The organism is Odoribacter laneus YIT 12061, from assembly GCF_000243215.1.
Classification (GTDB): domain Bacteria; phylum Bacteroidota; class Bacteroidia; order Bacteroidales; family Marinifilaceae; genus Culturomica; species Culturomica lanea.
Genome location: NZ_JH594596.1, coordinates 1,554,838 through 1,572,325, shown reverse-complemented (window position 1 = coordinate 1,572,325; position 17,488 = coordinate 1,554,838). Strand labels below are relative to the sequence as shown.

The 17,488-nt window shown below is 38.3% G+C and carries 17 protein-coding genes and 1 other RNA gene; 14 read left to right on the top strand and 4 right to left on the bottom strand.

Annotated elements, in window-relative coordinates:
- Positions 1 to 11: 11 nt before the first annotated feature.
- From HMPREF9449_RS06545 to HMPREF9449_RS06530, 4 genes are read left to right on the top strand one after another with little or no spacing between them, the layout of a single operon-like run.
- Positions 12 to 2,588, top strand: a complete 2,577-nt coding sequence (locus HMPREF9449_RS06545; protein WP_009136463.1) for an NACHT domain-containing protein — start codon at positions 12 to 14, stop codon at positions 2,586 to 2,588.
- Positions 2,572 to 2,985: a hypothetical protein gene (locus HMPREF9449_RS06540; RefSeq protein ID WP_009136462.1), complete on the top strand. Its 414-nt coding sequence runs from the start codon at positions 2,572 to 2,574 to the stop codon at positions 2,983 to 2,985. The genes HMPREF9449_RS06545 and HMPREF9449_RS06540 overlap by 17 nt, the downstream gene beginning before the upstream one ends.
- Complete coding sequence (locus HMPREF9449_RS06535; protein ID WP_040611245.1) at positions 2,969 to 3,382, top strand: hypothetical protein; 414 nt, start codon at positions 2,969 to 2,971, stop codon at positions 3,380 to 3,382. Before HMPREF9449_RS06540 ends, HMPREF9449_RS06535 begins: the two co-directional genes overlap by 17 nt.
- Positions 3,360 to 4,397: a radical SAM/SPASM domain-containing protein gene (locus HMPREF9449_RS06530; protein ID WP_009136460.1), complete on the top strand. Its 1,038-nt coding sequence runs from the start codon at positions 3,360 to 3,362 to the stop codon at positions 4,395 to 4,397. The genes HMPREF9449_RS06535 and HMPREF9449_RS06530 overlap by 23 nt, the downstream gene beginning before the upstream one ends.
- A 92-nt stretch (positions 4,398 to 4,489) precedes the next feature.
- Here HMPREF9449_RS06530 and ssrA read toward each other — a convergent pair.
- Positions 4,490 to 4,887, bottom strand: a transfer-messenger RNA (tmRNA) gene (gene ssrA / locus HMPREF9449_RS16205).
- A gap of 141 nt (positions 4,888 to 5,028) precedes the next feature.
- Between ssrA and HMPREF9449_RS06525 the strand changes: the two genes are divergently transcribed.
- Genes HMPREF9449_RS06525 through HMPREF9449_RS06510 form a run of 4 tightly spaced genes read left to right on the top strand, consistent with a single transcriptional unit; the run spans position 5,029 to position 8,655 of the window.
- A complete protein-coding gene (locus HMPREF9449_RS06525) occupies positions 5,029 to 5,790 on the top strand; it encodes a DUF1295 domain-containing protein (protein WP_009136459.1) in 762 nt (253 codons plus the stop codon).
- A 19-nt stretch (positions 5,791 to 5,809) separates the two neighbouring features.
- Entirely contained in the window at positions 5,810 to 7,015 is a 1,206-nt protein-coding gene (locus HMPREF9449_RS06520) for an NADH:flavin oxidoreductase (protein ID WP_009136458.1), read from the top strand.
- A gap of 6 nt (positions 7,016 to 7,021) precedes the next feature.
- Positions 7,022 to 7,819, top strand: a complete 798-nt coding sequence (locus tag HMPREF9449_RS06515; RefSeq protein WP_009136457.1) for an SDR family NAD(P)-dependent oxidoreductase — start codon at positions 7,022 to 7,024, stop codon at positions 7,817 to 7,819.
- 2 nt (positions 7,820 to 7,821) lie between these two features.
- Positions 7,822 to 8,655 carry an SDR family oxidoreductase gene (locus tag HMPREF9449_RS06510; protein ID WP_009136456.1) on the top strand — a complete coding sequence of 278 codons (834 nt, stop codon included), beginning with the start codon at positions 7,822 to 7,824 and terminating at the stop codon, positions 8,653 to 8,655.
- A 5-nt stretch (positions 8,656 to 8,660) separates the two neighbouring features.
- Here HMPREF9449_RS06510 and HMPREF9449_RS06505 read toward each other — a convergent pair whose 3' ends face one another.
- Complete coding sequence (locus HMPREF9449_RS06505; RefSeq protein ID WP_009136455.1) at positions 8,661 to 9,218, bottom strand: manganese efflux pump MntP; 558 nt, start codon at positions 9,216 to 9,218, stop codon at positions 8,661 to 8,663.
- Between the two features lie 201 nt (positions 9,219 to 9,419).
- Here HMPREF9449_RS06505 and HMPREF9449_RS06500 point away from each other — a divergent pair, with 201 nt between their 5' ends.
- Both HMPREF9449_RS06500 and HMPREF9449_RS06495 read left to right on the top strand, forming a co-directional pair.
- A complete protein-coding gene (locus tag HMPREF9449_RS06500) occupies positions 9,420 to 10,910 on the top strand; it encodes a sulfatase family protein (protein ID WP_009136454.1) in 1,491 nt (496 codons plus the stop codon).
- Between the two features lie 99 nt (positions 10,911 to 11,009).
- Positions 11,010 to 12,002 (top strand): GSCFA domain-containing protein, encoded by a 993-nt coding sequence (locus tag HMPREF9449_RS06495; RefSeq protein ID WP_009136453.1) that lies wholly within the window; start codon positions 11,010 to 11,012, stop codon positions 12,000 to 12,002.
- Here the strand turns inward: HMPREF9449_RS06495 and HMPREF9449_RS06490 are convergent.
- Positions 11,939 to 12,496 carry an SPOR domain-containing protein gene (locus HMPREF9449_RS06490; protein WP_009136452.1) on the bottom strand — a complete coding sequence of 186 codons (558 nt, stop codon included), beginning with the start codon at positions 12,494 to 12,496 and terminating at the stop codon, positions 11,939 to 11,941. The two genes, HMPREF9449_RS06495 and HMPREF9449_RS06490, sit on opposite strands and share 64 nt — an antisense overlap.
- Before the next feature lie 402 nt (positions 12,497 to 12,898).
- Here HMPREF9449_RS06490 and HMPREF9449_RS06485 point away from each other — a divergent pair, with 402 nt between their 5' ends.
- Genes HMPREF9449_RS06485 through HMPREF9449_RS06475 form a run of 3 tightly spaced genes read left to right on the top strand, consistent with a single transcriptional unit; the run spans position 12,899 to position 15,639 of the window.
- On the top strand, positions 12,899 to 14,191 hold the full coding sequence (locus HMPREF9449_RS06485) for an L-cysteine desulfidase family protein (RefSeq protein ID WP_009136451.1): 1,293 nt from the start codon (positions 12,899 to 12,901) through the stop codon (positions 14,189 to 14,191).
- Between the two features lies 1 nt (position 14,192).
- Positions 14,193 to 14,852, top strand: coding sequence for a TatD family hydrolase (locus HMPREF9449_RS06480; RefSeq protein ID WP_009136450.1), 660 nt, complete (start codon positions 14,193 to 14,195; stop codon positions 14,850 to 14,852).
- 52 nt (positions 14,853 to 14,904) lie between these two features.
- Positions 14,905 to 15,639, top strand: a complete 735-nt coding sequence (locus tag HMPREF9449_RS06475) for a tRNA threonylcarbamoyladenosine dehydratase (protein ID WP_040611244.1) — start codon at positions 14,905 to 14,907, stop codon at positions 15,637 to 15,639.
- Between the two features lie 36 nt (positions 15,640 to 15,675).
- Here the strand turns inward: HMPREF9449_RS06475 and HMPREF9449_RS06470 are convergent, their stop codons facing one another.
- Entirely contained in the window at positions 15,676 to 16,020 is a 345-nt protein-coding gene (locus HMPREF9449_RS06470; protein ID WP_009136448.1) for a DUF3276 family protein, read from the bottom strand.
- 462 nt (positions 16,021 to 16,482) lie between these two features.
- On the opposite strand from HMPREF9449_RS06470, the gene trpS reads away from it, so the two are divergent.
- The gene (trpS, locus tag HMPREF9449_RS06465; protein WP_009136446.1) at positions 16,483 to 17,466 is read left to right on the top strand and encodes a tryptophan--tRNA ligase; all 984 of its coding nucleotides are present in this window, start codon (positions 16,483 to 16,485) and stop codon (positions 17,464 to 17,466) included.
- Positions 17,467 to 17,488: the final 22 nt, after the last annotated feature.

Genomic DNA, 17,488 nt, shown 5'->3' with positions numbered 1-17,488 from the left:
TAATGTAGTTCATGATAGTCGAAACAACTGCAGTAGTTATTTATCTTGCCGACTTAGTATTTTCATATTACTTAAACGAGGAAGTACTAACAAAAAAGTTATGGCACAAGTTTTTTCCACCAAAAACTTTTAAAAAAGAATTGTATAAAATAATAGGACAAACAATAGAAGAATATGAGAAGGGGCATCCTTATCATAAAGACGGGAATAAATATCCTTTTTATCATTCACAAATAGCAATAAGTACTCTCTCTAAATATATACTATTCAATGATGGGAAGAATAGCGTATTTAATAAAAATATATTTAAAGAAAATCCTAATATAATTGAGCCTTCTAAAGAGGAAATTGAGTGTTTTTATACGTTATTTGTGACTAAAGTACGTGATAATTTGCTACTTAAGAAATTATATGTAGAGGAGAATTACAAGAACAGAATATATGAAATATACGGAAAACTGAATATTATAGAAGAAAAAATTGATAATATTTATAATAAACTCAATAAATCAGAATTAACTCCTAATAAAATTATCACTAAACTGAGAGAACAGGTGGTATATCAGTTGAGTAAACAGAAAAATTCTGGAAAATATATTCCTGAAACATTTATAGAAACTGATTCTTTAAAAGATCAGGTAAGGTATTTTATAGCTCCTACAATATTTTTTCAAAAATTAGTTGATGAAACTAAAAGACTAAATTTTGATACGATAAATAGAAAGTATCAATTACATCAAAAAGAAATATCTTTTGAGTTTAATACTAATATTTTGGATATAAACATTAATGCAATTCCATTTACTGAATTTGAAAAAAATATAAGGAATACTATCGAATATTTGAAAAATAAATATGAGGAGTTATATGGATTAAGGACTAACTCCTCACATTATTCCTCAAGAAAGATTGAAAAAAAAATTATTGATTTTGAATATATTATATCAAAAATACTTTTGTTGACAACTGATGCTGGGCAGGGGAAGACGAATTTTTTATGTGATATATGTGAGAATGTTTTATTGAAAAGGGATATTCCTGCTGTTTTTTTAACAGGTTACGAAATAAATGCTGAGAATATTTATGAAACAATAACTAATCGTTTATTCCCAGGAACAAATTATTGTTTTGAGGAAATTATGTCCACAATAAATAGTTTTTGTGAAAATAAAGGGACCAACTTTATTTTTTTGATAGATGGTTTGAATGAGAATAGTAAACCCCGAACATTTTCTCAAAATATAGAAATATTTATTTCTGAAGTTTTAAAATATGATCGTGTTAAAATCATATTGACTTGTCGTACAGAATATTTTAAAAATAATTTTAGTGCTCTTTTAAATGCTACTTTTAAAGATAAGATAGTACAAATTAAGAGTCTAAACACCTATTTAGAAGAGAATCGTAAAAAGTATATGTATGATGTCTATTGTAAATATTTCGATGTAACAATAGAACACATTAATGAAGAAATTTACGAACAACTTGTTGATAATTTTTTGTTACTTAGGATTTTTACTGAGGTATATCAACATAGAAAATTGACAGTGCTATCACATATATGTAAAGAAAAATTATTTAAAGAATACTATAATATTAAGTCGCAAGAAATCAACAAAAGACTGAATGATAAAGGGGAATATAATATACTTGGGAATATTGATATACGAAGATTTCTCAAGAGTATAATAGAATATATGATTGAGAATAAGGTTTATGAAAATATACCGTTGGATACGATCTTAGAAAAAGATATACAAAATAAGGATATGTATTTACGTTTCTTAGATGAAAATATATTAGTCAGAAAAGATTTAGAAGAACAAACTGGAATAATATCAATAAAAGAGTATATAAATTTTACATTTGATGAATTTCGTGACTTTTTATTAACAGACTATTTAGTTAATGAATTCTATGATGCTTCAAAAGAAGATTTCTTTTCTTTCATTGATTGTAATATAAATAAAGATTCGCGAATTAAGGAAGGTTGTTCTAAATTTCTTTTTTCTATGGAAAGGGAAAAGGATGATGAAGAATTATCTCTATTTATTAAAAATCAAGATTGGTATAAAGAAATATTCCCTTATCAAGTATTTGAAATAGAGGATGAAGATATTATAGAAGATGATAAAATATTGCTGAAAAAACTTTTTTTATCAACAAGAGAATGTGCTGAGTATATATGGCACGAACTTGCATATAGAAGATGGAATGATAGGAAGTATCCCAATTTGAACATTATCCTACTTTTCGAAATATTTAATAATTTGACTGATAAGCAATTTAATGAGTATATTTATTTTTATTTTAACTCTTCTCATAATAAGAAAGAACTTAACAATTTGATAGATAAACTTTATGAATTTATGAAGGAGAAAGATTTTGAAATAGAATGTTCATTACATAATCTTTATCAATATGTTTTATATCTAACACCAATTTCTTCCAAAGCAAGAAAACTATATGATTATTATTGGTCAAAGCATAGAAATATTAAGCATTTAAAATATTTATTGCTTTGTAAAAGTGATAGATTGCTTCAAGAAATTCATAAATTTATGGAGCACCATGAAATACAATTATGATTCATATCGAATGTTGATTTTAGTAAATCAGCGTTTAACTAAGCAAATCTTTTTGCATAAAATAAATGTCAAAAAAGGTAGTTCGGCAGAGGAATTATTCTCTCGGATGTATGATTGGCTTTTTAGTGAAGCTAAATTCATAGAACACGATTTTGAAAAATATTATAAGGTAGAGTACAATAATTTTGAAGATTTTCTATTAAAAAGATATTGTGTAGACAAAGAAATAATTAAAGAATTTATGTCAATGAAAGCAATAAACAAAGACTATATACTTATTGATGTCGACGTATTGTCATATGGGGATACAGGATTTATGGATTTAGTATTTTCCGAAGAAAATGAGAATAAATTTATTAATTTATTACTATTGAACGAAAATGAAAATCAGGCTTGATTTTGTGACTAATAGTTCTTCAACTTGTTTTATTTTAATAAGTAATGGAGATTTTAATTTAAAAAAATTCATGAATAGTGTTGGAATAGAAGACAAGTCTATTTTTTCTAATATATACACACATCTATTTTATTCTTTTCAAGATAACTTATTTCCAATACGAGAGTTTGCAGATACTGATAGATGGAGAAAGGAAAAAACATTTGAAGATTTTATAAGAGAACTATTTTCTCAAAGAACATTAGATAAAATATTGGAGGCAGAGAAAACTGGTAAAAAAGTATATATGGGAAGGCTTCATAGTGATAGTGATATTAATGAATGTTTTTTTTGTACTGATGCTTTTATCATAGATACTGAAGAACTCTATATTGATGCGTCAAATGCAGGATGGTAAATTAGTAATTAAGAAGTATCCCGCCGAGCATTATTCCACTCTTTTTAATAAGAAAACAGGATTATTTGTTCGTATAGAAGATAAGGGATTTCCAGAGCCATTTTGGGCAAAATCAGGTCCTGAATTGATTGATATCTCAATTACAAACTATTGTAGTAAAGGTTGTATATTTTGTTACAGAAATTCGAGCATTCAAGGGAAGCATATGATTTTTGAAGATTATGTAGATGTGATTCAACAGGCTCAGAATATTGGTGTTTTGCAAGTTGCTTTAGGTGGTGGAAATCCTAATCAACATCCTAATTTTATAGAAATTCTTAAAGAAACTGTCAGTCATGGTATTGTCCCTTCATATACAAGCAATGGTATAGGATTAACTTCTAATATACTGAAAGCTACTAAAGAATTCTGTGGTGCTTTGGCAATAAGTGCTTATGAGCCTTATGAATCGTTGGAAGATTTGATACTTTTTATTTCCCAATATAAAATAAAAATTAATATTCATTTTATGTTGGATAAATTTACTATCGAAAAGGCTATTTCGTGGCTAAAAAATCCACCTTCTTTTTTTAAATATATAAATGCAATAATATTTTTGAATTATAAACCGGTTAATTCAAGTCATGATTTCTTATTGAAAAAGTCACTATTGTTACCCTTGTTTTTTGAGCAGGTACAGTGTAACAAAAGTAATATTAAAATAGGGTTTGATAGTTGTTCTATTTCGGGAATATTAAAATATATGGATGTTTCTAATATATTTTATGAGTCTTGTGAGGCAGCACGATTCTCGGCTTTTATTTCTGAAGATATGAAAATGTACCCCTGTTCATTTATGGTAAATACTAATGAATATGGTGATTTAAAAAGAAACTCAATTCGTGAAATATGGCAAAATGACGTAACTTTTATAAAACATAGAGAAAAAATATTAAAGAATAGATGTTTTTCATGTAAATATGAACAAAAGTGTAAGGGAGGATGTCAATTTTTAGATTGTATTAATTTATGCTGATTTTTTAGCAGTCTAAATAATTACACCCAATTTTACAAAGCTGAGTGTAAAATTGGGTGTAATTCTTGTAAAAAGCTGAAAATCAGTCTTAATTGTGGAGCAGCAGGGGATCGAACCCTGGTCCAAACACGGAATCCATATGCTTTCTACATGCTTAGTCGCTTATTGATTTTCGACGATGGTCCGGAAAGAGACACCCAAGCCATCGCTTAGCTTCTGAATTTTCGCCTTTTGTCCGAAGCAGACTCGGGCTAACCTTATATTGACTGCACCCCGTATGCCGGCCGGAATAAGGTAGGACCACCGGCGGAATGTCTTGTCTCCGTTCCTTGAACAGAGATTAAGCCACCTCTACTATACTTCGATTAGGCAGCAAGAGCGTAATTTTCTTCGCCAATTAATGTTTTGTGTCCGGGATTTACGGGCCGTTTCACTGCTCCCGACATGCTTACATACCTATTCTTCATGCTGTCAAAGCCATGTCTGCCCCTCATCGGTATGAATTACAAAGATAATTATTTAGAGGGAGAAAGGAAAGGTTTTTGCTAAAAAACAAGGAAGGATACCAATATTTTACAAGGGAAAACGAAAGAATATGTTATTTTTTGTAATTTAGGACAAATTTTAAAAGATGAATCCGGAGACTTTTCGTTGGTTTTTGATCATTATGGCGGGAATTGCCTTGGTGGTTTTTATTGCTCTTTATTATGTAAAAGCAGGTTACGGTATATTTTTTGATAAAAAATGGGGGATAGCCATCAACAATAAAATCGGTTGGTTGATGATGGAAGCACCGGTATTCTTGGTGATGTTGGGATTTTGGTATTTTTCCGACAGGCGGTTGGAGTGTGTTCCTTTGGTATTTTTCCTGTTTTTTGAAATACATTATTTCCAGCGTTCTTTTATTTATCCTTTTTTATTAAAAGGAAGAAGTAAGATGCCTTTGGGGATTATGAGTATGGGAATATTTTTCAATCTATTGAATGGGACGATGCAGGGAGAGTGGATATTTTATCTTTCTCCTGCGGATCGGTACACGCTTGATTGGCTGACGACGCCTCAGTTTATTATAGGGAGTCTTTTGTTTTTTGCGGGAATGATTGTGAATATTCATTCGGACTACATTATCCGGCATTTGAGAAAACCCGGAGATACGGGACATTATTTACCTCAGGGCGGTTTTTTCCGTTATGTGACCTCGGCTAATTATTTCGGGGAGATTGTCGAATGGTGCGGTTTTGCCCTATTGACCTGGTCGTGGGCGGGAGCGGTGTTTGCCTGGTGGACTGCTGCTAATTTAATCCCCCGGGCTGATCGGATTTACCACAGGTATCGGGAGATGTTCGGGGAACAAGTGGGGAAAAGAAAGAGGATTATTCCATTTATATATTGATAAAACAGTGAGAAAATATATGGATTCAAAGCTATTTACACCGGCTAAAATCGGTCCGCTGACTTTGCGTAACCGTACGATACGGGCGGCAGCATTTGAGGGAATGTGTCCCGGAAATGCTCCTTCTGGGATGTTATTCGATTATCATCGGTCGGTAGCTGCCGGAGGGATCGGTATGACGACTTTGGCATACGCAGCTGTCGTTCGGAGTGGTTTATCTTTTCCGCATCAGTTGTGGTTACGGCCTGAAATTATCCCTGACTTACGTAGAATCACGGAGGCTATACACAAAGAGGGTGCGGCGGCTTCTATTCAAATCGGGCATTGCGGAAATATGTCCCACAGGAGCCAGACGGGTTGTCGTCCGATATCGGCTTCTGGAGGCATTAATATCTATTCGCCTACTTTGGTTAGGGGAATGCGGAAAGAAGAAGTCTACGATATGGCTAAATCTTTTGGCCGGGCAGTTCGCTTGGTAAAAGAAGCGGGTTTTGATGCCGTGGAGGTGCATGCCGGACACGGTTATCTGATCAGTCAATTTTTATCCCCTTATACCAACCATCGGAAAGATGAATTCGGAGGGACTTTGGAAAACCGGATGCGTTTTATGAAGTTAGTCATGGGAGAAGTCATGGAAGCTGCGGGAGGAGATCTTGCCGTATTGGTTAAAATGAATATGCGGGATGGTTTTAAGGGGGGAATGGAATTGGATGAGACCTTGGAAGTCGGTCGTACTTTGGAAAAAGAGGGGGCTCATGCTTTGATTTTGAGCGGTGGTTTTGTGAGTAAGGCTCCCATGTATGTGATGCGGGGAAGGATGCCTTTGTATACGATGACTCATTATATGAAATGTTGGTGGTTGAAATGGGGAGTAAGGGCTGTAGGGCGTTTTATGATTCCGGATGCTCCTTTTGAAGAGGCTTACTTTTTACCGGATGCTGTCAAATTTCGGGAAAATTTGAAATTACCTTTGGTATACGTAGGCGGTTTGGTTTCCCGGGAAAAGATAGAGGAAGTGTTGAATAATGGATTTGAATTTGTGTCTATGGCGCGGGCCTTACTGAACGAGCCAGATTTTGTAAATCGGATGCAAAGAGAGGAAAATGCCCGTTGTAGCTGTGAGCATACCAATTATTGCATTGCCCGGATGTACTCCAGAGAAATGGCTTGCCATCAGCATTTGTCTGATTTATCATCCCGGATTTTGAAGGAATTAAAAAAATAGAGAAATATGCAAAATCAATGGGCTCTTATCACCGGGGCGAGTTCCGGGATTGGTTTTGAATATGCAAAAGTATTGGGAGAACGGAAATATAATCTGGTGATTGTGAGCAATGAACAGCAGGCGATCCAGGAGAAAGGGCAGTGGTTGAAAGAAGAATACAAAATAGAAGTGTTTCCGGTATACTTGGATTTGGCTTTGCCGGGAGCTGCCCGGCAGCTTTATGCTTACTGTCAGGAGAAATCCCTGGAAGTGGAAGTACTGATCAATAATGCCGGTATGTTTTATTTCGGGGAAGTGTTGGATCAGAAATCCGCACAAGTAGAAAAGATGGTATTGCTTCATTTATTGACGCCTACTATGCTTTGTCGTTTGTTTGGAGCGGATATGAAAAAGCGGGGGCGGGGTTATATTTTAAATATGTCGTCTATGTCTGCCTGGTTACCCTATCCGGGAATCGCTTTGTATGCTTCTACCAAACGTTATCTGAAAAGCTTTTCGCGGGCTTTCCGATCGGAACTATACGGATCCGGAGTCAGTGTCACCACCTTATGTCCGGGAGGTGTGGCGACCAATCTGTATCATTTGAGTGAGCGTATGCAAAAATTGGCTATTCGTTTGGGATTTATGATGCGTCCCGGGAAGTTGGCACGGAAAGGGATCCGGGCGATGTTCCGGGAAAGAGCTATGCGGATGCCGGGTTTTTTAAATCATTTGTTTTTGCCTTTGCTTTTACTTTTGCCGGCGGGTTTTGTGAGGTGGACGATGCGGAAAAGCGGACTTTTACCTAAAACGAATCAGAAATAAGTATGTATATTGTTACGGGTGCTAACGGGGGTATTGGGAAAGCTATCACGGAAGCTTTGGCAAAGTCCGGCTGCCGGGTTGTAATGGCTTGCCGGAACAGACAGAAGGCGGAACAGGTCCGGCAACAAATCGTCAGTTTAAGCGGAAATTCGGGAATAGAAATAGAGGAACTGGATCTGGCTTCTTTTGCTTCGGTTAAAGAATTTGCAGCTCGGCTATTACAAGGGGGAGAAAAAATAGAAGCTTTGATAAACAATGCAGGTGTCATGTGTCGGGAGTTCGGCCTGACCGAAGACGGTATGGAACAAATGTTGCAAGTCAACTATGCTTCGCCTTGGTTGCTAACGCATCTGTTACTTCCAGCTTTGGCAGAGGGAGGACGCATTATCAATACTTCTTCCTGTACCTATCGGCTGGGTAAAACAGATGAACATTTTTTCGACGTAACGGCTGAAAATTATGGACTTTTTAAAATATATGGCCGTTCTAAATTGGGCGTATTGATGTTTACGGCCGAACTTGCCCAGCGGTTAGAGGGGGAAAAAATCACTGTTAATGCTGTAGATCCCGGCGTGGTAGACACGGGTATGATTACGATGCACCGTTGGTTTGACCCTTTAACCAATCTCTTTTTTCGTCCTTTTATAAAAAGTCCGGAAAGGGGAGCTGCAACTTCCTTATATCTGGCATTATCGGAAGCGGGAAGGGCGGTCAGTGGAGGCTTTTGGATAAACCGGCATCTCCGGAAAATGCCAAAAGATGTCATACCACAGGAAGCCCGGGGAAAACTTTGGGAATTGACAGAAAGAAAATTGAAAAAATATTTAGAGAAGTGAACCCTTCAGCAAGCCAGTGTATGTTCCAATAAAATTTTCAGCCCGATTCCCATCAGAATAAGTCCACCGATAAATTCTACATTTACCCATTTTATCTTTCCAAAATGAAAACCGCAGCATACTCCGGACAGGGATAAAATGAATGTAATAAAAGCAATGATCAGCACCGGCAGGAAAATACCTGTTTTCAGAAATGCGAAACTGATACCAACAGCCAGGGCGTCGATACTCGTAGCTACTCCCAGAGTCAATAAGGTTTTATCGGATAAAGAAGAAAAGGAAGAACTTTCCGCTTTAAAAGATTCGTAAATCATTTTACCTCCCAGATAAGAGAGGAGTAAAAAAGCAATCCAATGATCGTAATCGGAAATGTATTTGCTGAAATTAATGCCTAAAGCCCAGCCCAGTAAAGTCATCCCTCCTTGAAATCCTCCCATAATAAATGCCATTTTCAAAGACTTCCGGATGCAGAATTTTTTCATAAAAATTCCGCCACTGATGCAAACAGCCAGGCTGTCCATCGAAAGACCTAGTGCAATTAAAATAATCGTCGCGTATCCCATGACATACAGTTGAGTATACAAAAATAATCAAAAATGCTGAATTCAAAAGAAAAGGGGACAGGGAAAAATAAAAACGAATTTTAAAACAATTGAATAAAAATTAGTAAATTATTTGTACAGGATTCACTTTATGACTATTTTTACAAATAATTCACGACTATATTAAAAATATTTAGATTTACTTGAATGAAAAGGAATCCTATGAAAAATACTGATTTATTACGACTTGGAGCATTGCCTTTAGCTGCTTTAATAGCGGGGTGTGGAGGAAATGCCAAAAAGACGGAAAAATTACCGAACATTGTCGTTATCATGGCGGATGATCTGGGGTATGGGGATATCAGTTGTTACGGAGCTACGGAAATACAAACGCCGGGAATCGACCGTTTGGCCCGGGAAGGTTTGAGGCAGATGAATGGGCATTGTACTTCTGCTACGAGTACTCCGAGTCGCTTTGCCATGTTGACCGGGATGTATCCCTGGCGGGTAGGAGCTGCCATATTGCCAGGAGATGCTCCTATGCTGATTAAAGAGGATATGCCTACATTCCCCAAGATGCTGAAGCAGGCCGGTTATGCTACAGGAGTAGTAGGTAAATGGCATTTGGGCTTAGGGAACGGAAATGTAAATTGGAATGAACCGATTACGCCTTCCCCGAATCAGATCGGATTTGATTATTCGTATATCATGGCGGCGACGAACGACCGGGTGCCTACGGTATATGTAAAAAATGGCCGGGTTGTGAATCTGGATCCCAACGACCCGATAGAAGTGAGCTACAAACACAATTTTCCCGGGGAGCCGACAGGAAAAGATAACCCGGAATTGCTCCGGATGCATCCGAGCTTGGGACATAATATGTCGATTACAAACGGGATTCCCCGTATCGGTTACATGAAAGGTGGAAAATCGGCACTGTGGGTGGATGAAGAAATGTATAAAGTCTTTTTAGATGAAGCAAAGGAATATGTGAAGGCACATCAACAGCAGCCTTTCTTTTTATACTATGCTTTGCACCAACCGCATGTTCCCCGTTTACCGAATGCTATGTTTGCGGGTAAATCCAAGCTAGGACCTCGCGGGGATGTCATATTAGAGGCTGATTATTGTGTAAGCGAATTTTTGAACTATCTGGATGAACTGAATCTGACAGAGAATACCATTGTTATTTTTACGAGTGATAACGGACCGGTTTTAGACGACGGTTATCAGGATATGGCAGAGGAAATGAATGGAAATCACAAACCGGCTGGTCCTTTCCGGGGATGGAAATGTGATCCTTATGAAGGAGGAGCCCGGATCCCGATGATTGTCCGTTGGCCGGGTAAAATAGAAGCCGGTACGACTTCTGATGCCTTGATTTGTCAGGTCGATTTTTGCCCTTCTTTTGCTGCTTTATTGAATACTTCCTATGAGGTAAAAGATGGAGAGAATCAGATCGATGCTTTATTGGGTAAATCTCCTGAGGGAAGAAAAAATCTGGTATTGGAAGGCTATGGAATAGATTTATGGCTGAAAGAAGGTGACTGGGCGTGTATACCGGAATACACTACCCGCAGAGGTGAAATCGTAGAGGCCAGACTTTACAATTTGAAAGAAGATATAGCACAACAGCACAATTTGGCTTCCGAATATCCGGAAAAAGTAAGAGAAATGACAGAAAAACTTCAATCGATAAAAGCCCGGAATTAGAAAAAGGGATCAGGAGTTTTTTCATATCTTTGTTTGGAGAAAGCCGGGAAAGTAGCTGAAGATAGTGCTTTTGCGGCTTTCTTTTTTAAAAGAAAAAAGATGGAATTTCGGACGTTTGTGAAATGTGAACCTTCTGCTTGTCAACTGGATTACGACAATTCGATGCTGTTGATGGGATCGTGTTTTACTGAAAATATCGGACAGAAACTGAAATACTTCCGTTTCAGGACAGAGATAAATCCTTGTGGGATTGTCTATAATCCTTTGTCGGTGGCAAATGTGTTGAAAATGTTGAAGGAAGGACGTCGTTTTACGGAAAAGGATTTGTGGGAAAATCAAGGGAAATGGGTGAGTTTCTATCATCACGGCAGTTTTGCTGCTTTGGGGAAGGAGGAGTGTTTACAGGGCATAAATACCCATTTGGCCCAGGCAGCAGCTTTTTTAAAACAGACAGACTATCTTTTGATCACGTTTGGAACGGCTTGGGTATACAGGCATCGGGCCACCGGAATAATTGTTTCAAATTGCCATAAGTTTCCGGGAACGGATTTTGAACGCTTCCGGCTTTCTGCAGAGGAGATTGTACAGCTCTATCAACCTTTGCTGGCTGGCCTTAGGGAAAGAAATCCGCGTTTAAAAGTAATATTTACAGTCAGTCCGATACGGCATTGGAAAGATGGAGCGCATGCTAATCAGGTGAGTAAAGCTATTTTATTGCTGGCGACGGAAGCATTGTGTCGGTATGTACCGCAGACTTATTATTTTCCTGCTTATGAAATTCTTATGGATGAGTTGCGGGATTATCGTTTTTATGCAGATGATATGTTGCATCCTTCTTCTGTAGCCATAGAATACATTTGGGAAAAATTCCGGGATACCTGGATTGCACCACGAATTTACGATTTAATGCGTCGGATTGACAAGCTGAACAAAAGTTTGGCGCACCGGCCCTTCCTGGCTGAATCAGCTGAATATTTGAATTTTAAAAAACGCTTATCGGAAGAAATACAAGCTTTAAAAAAAGAAAATCAGAATATCTGGTTTGGGTCGGACGAACTTTCTTCTTCCAATTCCTCTGTTTCTTCTGTTTGAGGTTGGGAAAGTTTTTTCAGATCCTGAATCGGGATATCTGTTTTTACCGGATAACAGGCAGGGTATTTGGAACGGATACGCTTTAAAACCGGAATACATTCCAGACGGGAACGAAAATTCCCGGCCCGGATTTTAAAGTCGGGATCGAAATAGTTGAGGTATACAGGTATATCCGGGAATTCCGTTTCAAAATCTGTTTTCATTTGTTGGAGCCGTTCTACTGTATAGTCGTACGAACTACCCGAAAAGATTTGTATCCTGTAACCGGCTGCTGTCTTTTGCTGGCGGTTTTGCTGAATATGAATACGTGTCAATTCGTTTACAGGAGCATTTTCTTTTATTTCAACCTTCCCTCCATTGTCTTCGACAAGAGCTAATTTTTCAAAGATATCGGGTAAAATTTCTACCTGAAGGGTGTCTGTCGTTTCCGGTTCAACGATTTGTGCCGCCAGACTTCCCGAAAAAAGAAAGAGAATGAAAATAAATTTATACATAGGTATCGGGTAATTTGCGACGAAGATAGAAAAATAAAGTAAAATGTCCAAAGGGGTTTTCTAAAAAGGTAAAGGTGTCTGGGGAGGAATGAGGAGCATTCCTTTCCAGGAGCAGGTTCGCCTTATGCGGATTGAGGGGATAAAAATTCCTTGACTTCCCTCTGTTTATCAGAATCGTAAGTTTGCCAGCCAAAAGAAGATTATGCTGATCAGATTTAAAACCCCATTCATTTGTAGGAGAAAATCTTTTAGACCTTAATGGTTTTGATACCTTACTGAACAAGCGTGGGGGCGGTTTCTTTTATTTAATGTGTAAAAAAAAGTTAATATTGAATGGGCTCGGTAGAATTATAACAAAAACGAATAAATTTGTTACATCTAATAACAAAAAGGATAAAAGAGATGTGTCAGGTTACAGATGAACAGATTATTGAAATTTTAAGACAGGAGGCTGTTCCTGCTTTAGGATGCACCGAGCCCGTAGCCTGTGCATTAGCTTGTGCCCGTTGTCGGGAAGAATTGGGCGACATACCGGAAGAATTGGAAGTATGGGTAAGTGGAAATATTTACAAAAATGGAATGGGAGTGGGGATTCCCGGGACGGGGATGACGGGACTGCCGATTGCGGCAGCTTTGGGTGCTGTGTGTGGGAGAAGCGAATACGGTTTGGAAGTGTTGAAGGACGTATCGGAAGAAGATAATTTAGAAAAAGCCCGGTGTTTGGTAGAGGCACAAAAGGTGAGAGTAAAAATGAAGCAGGACGCCCCGGATAAATTGTATGCTGAAGCTATTGCCCGAAAAGGAAAAGAGGTAGTTCGGACGGTCATTGTACATGCTCATACCAATATTGTGTGGGTGGAAAAGAACGGGGAGATTTTGTTCCGGAAAGAATATTCTCTGCTTTGTCAGGACAAAAAAGATCGCCCGGAATTGAGTATCGCCCGGATTTGGACATTTATTCACGAAATCGCTTTGGAGAAAATCGAATTTGTTTTACAAGGGGCTGAAATGAATAAGGCTATTTCGGCGGAGGGCTTAAAAGCCGCTTATGGTCTGCAGATCGGGAGGACTTTAAAAGAAAATATAGAAAAGGGATTGTTGGAAGATGATTTGTTGAATAATGCCTTGATATGGGCAACGGCCGCTTCGGACGCCCGTATGGACGGTTGCGAAAAGCCTGTTATGACCAATTCCGGGAGCGGAAATCAGGGGATAACCGTTATATTGCCGGTAGTAGTGGCTGCCGAGCGTTTTGGTTCTTCCCGGGAGCAATTGGCCCGGGCGTTGGCGTTGAGTAACCTGATTGCTGCTCATATTCATTATTATCTGGGGCATTTGTCGGCTTTGTGCGGGATTTTAATTGCTGGTACGGGTTCTGCCTCAGCAATCACTTATTTGATGGGCGGAAATTACGAACAGGTGGTCAATACCATCAAAACCATGTGTTCAAATCTGACAGGGATGATGTGTGACGGTGCTAAACAGGGATGTGCTCTGAAAGTATATTCCGGTGTATCGGCAGCTGTACAGGCAGCATTATTGTCTATGCGGGGAATAAAGACGAATAACGACGGTATTATTGAAGACGATATCGAGAAAACCATCCGGAATGTCGGTCTGATTGGTACGGCGGGTATGGAACAAACGGATCGGACGATATTGGAAATTATGACACAGAAAGAAGGGAAGAATTAAAATGTGGAAAGAAAGAGGGGAGGCTTTTGTAAATATACATACCCATCGCCGGGAAGGAGAGATTTATATATTGGATATCAGCGACGGAAAAGAAAGCCGGGAGGGGGAATTGTGTTCCTATGGCCTGCATCCTTTGTATATCCGGGGGGAAGAACAAATCGTACAACTGGAAGTTTTTGCCCGGGAAAGTAGAATTGTTGCTATAGGAGAAGCCGGTCTGGACCGGAATTCAGAAGTTACTATGGAAATACAGATAAGATGGATGGAACAGGAAATCCTGTTGTCGGAAAAATACGGTTTACCGCTGATTATCCATTGTGTGAGGGCTTATCCTGAATTACTGGCGCTGTATAAAAAGTTTCATCCCCGTCAAGCATGGATCATTCACGGCTATAACAATAACAAAGAAATTTTAGGGCAACTTTTGGAACACGGATTTTATATCTCCGTGGGGAAAAAAGTGTTTATCGAACAATCTAATATTTCCCGTTTTCTTTCATTCATTCCCCGGAATCGGCTTTTTATAGAGACGGACGATTCGGATTTCCCGCTTGAAAAAGTATACGAAGAGACTGCTCGGATAAGGGAGATGTCCTTGGAAGAGTTAAAGACCGGAGTATATGGAAATTTTCAGCAGGTATTCGGGAGAAGGGAAGTTTAGAAGAAGGATAGAGAATAGTGAAGGGCATAATCAAACATTAAATACAAATTTCATGAGTGAATGGCTGAGCCGGACGGAATTATTATTGGGAAAAGAAGGTGTAGAAAAATTGAAAAGGGCGCATGTACTGGTGGCAGGTTTAGGAGGAGTCGGAGCATATGCTGCTGAGCAGTTATGCCGGGCGGGAGTGGGAGAAATGACGCTTATTGACGGAGATGTGACAGAGGTTACAAATAAAAACAGGCAATTGCTGGCGCTAGACAGTATGCTGGGGCAACCGAAAGCCGATTTAATGGCCAGGCGTTGCCGGGATATCCATCCGGAGATCAAATTGCATATTATCAACGATTTTATCCGGGACGAGCAGATGATCGATGTATTAAAAGCAGCTCCTTACGATTATGTAGTGGACGCTATCGATACGCTGGCCCCTAAAATATTTCTGATTTACCATAGTGTTCATTTAGGTCTACCTGTAGTGAGTTCCATGGGATCGGGAGGAAAACTGGACCCCTCGAAAATTGAAGTGGCGGATATCTCCAAGAGTTATAATTGTAATTTAGCTCGTATGCTCCGCAAGCGTTTACACAAATTAGGAGTTTATAAGGGCGTGAAGGTGGTTTTTTCTTCTGAATTTACAGATCCCTCCGCTATTGTTTTAACCGAAAGCCAAAATAAAAAGTCGAATGTCGGTACGATTTCCTACATGCCTCCTCTGTTTGGATGTTTTATTGCCTCTGTCGTTATCCGGGATTTGCTGGGAGAAGACTATAAAAAAGATGCCTGAAAAATTCCAGGCATCTTTCTATAAGTTTTTCTTGTATCAGATCTGATCGAAATCTACGTCAAATTCGCTTTTGGGAGCTTCTGTACTTTTCGTCGGGATTTCTCCGCCGATAGCAGCTTTAATATAATTTACTACTTCGTCCAACCCTTCGCTGAATTTATCAAAGTCTTCCTTGTACAGGAAAATCTTATGTTTTTCAAAATTTTGGGTTCCGTTGTCGTCAAATTTCTTTTTACTTTCCGTAATTGTTAGATAGTAATCGTTGTTACGAGTAGCTTTTACATCGAAAAAATAAGTTCTTTTCCCTGCTCTCACTGCTTTGGAATAGATTTCTTCCCGATCATTCGTTTCCATTCCTTCTTTCTTTTCGTATCCTTCCATTATTGCACAAAATTTTAATTAGACTTTAGCGCTTCAAATGTAGGAAAAAAAGACTATAACCCTAACATTTTTTTAATTTTTTTTACTGTTTGAGAGCAATATAGCTGAAAAAATACTGAATTTTTATTCTTTTTATAAGAAAAATGTATAGAGAATCGAAAGAAAAAGTATTTACAGGTTTGGCAAACCGGGGGAAAAGAAATAAACTTCGGACTAAAAATATGAAACAGATAAAATTAGGTGCGGCTTCTCTGGCTTCTGAAAAGGAGGCTTGACTATTTTAAAAAAGACTATTTTTTATTGATAGATGTTGTTTGTTTGGCTTTTGTCACAGTCTATGGGGGGATGGTCTTAAAACCCTTTGTAAACTTATTAAATTTCTCAAGGAGGCAGTCATCAGAAATTATCGTCATTACAATAATTAGATTATCTTTGTACACAATTTCGTATAAAAGTATTAAAATGGAGATAGTAGTAAGCGGAATCCGACCCACAGGGAATTTACATTTGGGAAATTATTTCGGAGCAGTTAAGAATTTTTTAAGGTTACAGGATGAATATAAGTGTTTTTTCTTTATTGCCGACTGGCATTCTTTGACCACTCATCCTCATCCCGGAGATGTGACGACGAATGTACGTAAGATCCTGGCCGAGTATCTGGCTTGTGGCATTGACCCGCAAAAAGCGGCTATATATGTACAAAGTGATGTAAAGGAAATATTGGAATTGTACTTATACCTCAATATGAATGCTTATCTGGGGGAATTGGAGCGTGTCACCTCTTTCAAAGAGAAGGCCCGGAAGCAACCCGATAATGTAAATGCAGGTTTATTGACTTATCCGACGTTGATGGCCGCAGATATTATTATACATAAAGCGGATAAAGTACCGGTAGGAAAAGATCAGGAACAAAATATGGAGATGGCCCGGAAGTTTGCCCGTCGTTTTAATATGATTTATGGGGTCGAATTTTTTAAAGAACCTCAGTCTTATTCTTTTGGAGGAGAGGCTATAAAAGTGCCGGGCTTGGACGGTTCCGGGAAAATGGGTAAATCGGAAGGAAATGCCATTTATTTGATTGACGATGCGGCGACGATCCGGAAGAAGGTGATGAAAGCGGTGACGGATAGCGGGCCGACTGTTCCGAATAGTGCAAAGCCGGAACCCATTGAAAATTTATTCCGGATGTTACAGATTGTTTCTTCGACGGATACTTATAATTATTTCAATGAAAAATACAATGCCTGTGAGATTCGTTACGGGGATTTGAAAAAACAGTTGGCAGAAGATATTATTCGTTTTACAACTCCTATCCGGGAGAAGATATTGGCGATTTCAGAAGATGTGGCTTATATGGACCGGGTTGCTGCGGAAGGAGCGGAAAAGGCCAGAGCCAGTGCCGAAAAAACGATACATGACGTAAGGCATATTATCGGGTTTAGATAGAATTTGAAGGGTACTGACGGAT

Excerpts from the sequence above, each read along its gene's own strand:
- HMPREF9449_RS06545 (WP_009136463.1), top strand. The coding sequence starts at position 12 with ATGATAGTCGAAACAACTGCAGTAGTTATTTATCTTGCCGACTTAGTA.
- HMPREF9449_RS06540 (WP_009136462.1), top strand. The coding sequence starts at position 2,572 with ATGAAATACAATTATGATTCATATCGAATGTTGATTTTAGTAAATCAG.
- HMPREF9449_RS06535 (WP_040611245.1), top strand. The coding sequence starts at position 2,969 with ATGAAAATCAGGCTTGATTTTGTGACTAATAGTTCTTCAACTTGTTTT.
- HMPREF9449_RS06530 (WP_009136460.1), top strand. The coding sequence starts at position 3,360 with ATGCGTCAAATGCAGGATGGTAAATTAGTAATTAAGAAGTATCCCGCC.
- HMPREF9449_RS06525 (WP_009136459.1), top strand. The coding sequence starts at position 5,029 with ATGAATCCGGAGACTTTTCGTTGGTTTTTGATCATTATGGCGGGAATT.
- HMPREF9449_RS06520 (WP_009136458.1), top strand. The coding sequence starts at position 5,810 with ATGGATTCAAAGCTATTTACACCGGCTAAAATCGGTCCGCTGACTTTG.
- HMPREF9449_RS06515 (WP_009136457.1), top strand. The coding sequence starts at position 7,022 with ATGCAAAATCAATGGGCTCTTATCACCGGGGCGAGTTCCGGGATTGGT.
- HMPREF9449_RS06510 (WP_009136456.1), top strand. The coding sequence starts at position 7,822 with ATGTATATTGTTACGGGTGCTAACGGGGGTATTGGGAAAGCTATCACG.
- HMPREF9449_RS06505 (WP_009136455.1), bottom strand. The coding sequence starts at position 9,218 with ATGGGATACGCGACGATTATTTTAATTGCACTAGGTCTTTCGATGGAC.
- HMPREF9449_RS06500 (WP_009136454.1), top strand. The coding sequence starts at position 9,420 with ATGAAAAATACTGATTTATTACGACTTGGAGCATTGCCTTTAGCTGCT.
- HMPREF9449_RS06495 (WP_009136453.1), top strand. The coding sequence starts at position 11,010 with ATGGAATTTCGGACGTTTGTGAAATGTGAACCTTCTGCTTGTCAACTG.
- HMPREF9449_RS06490 (WP_009136452.1), bottom strand. The coding sequence starts at position 12,496 with ATGTATAAATTTATTTTCATTCTCTTTCTTTTTTCGGGAAGTCTGGCG.
- HMPREF9449_RS06485 (WP_009136451.1), top strand. The coding sequence starts at position 12,899 with ATGTGTCAGGTTACAGATGAACAGATTATTGAAATTTTAAGACAGGAG.
- HMPREF9449_RS06480 (WP_009136450.1), top strand. The coding sequence starts at position 14,193 with ATGTGGAAAGAAAGAGGGGAGGCTTTTGTAAATATACATACCCATCGC.
- HMPREF9449_RS06475 (WP_040611244.1), top strand. The coding sequence starts at position 14,905 with ATGAGTGAATGGCTGAGCCGGACGGAATTATTATTGGGAAAAGAAGGT.
- HMPREF9449_RS06470 (WP_009136448.1), bottom strand. The coding sequence starts at position 16,020 with ATGGAAGGATACGAAAAGAAAGAAGGAATGGAAACGAATGATCGGGAA.
- trpS (WP_009136446.1), top strand. The coding sequence starts at position 16,483 with ATGGAGATAGTAGTAAGCGGAATCCGACCCACAGGGAATTTACATTTG.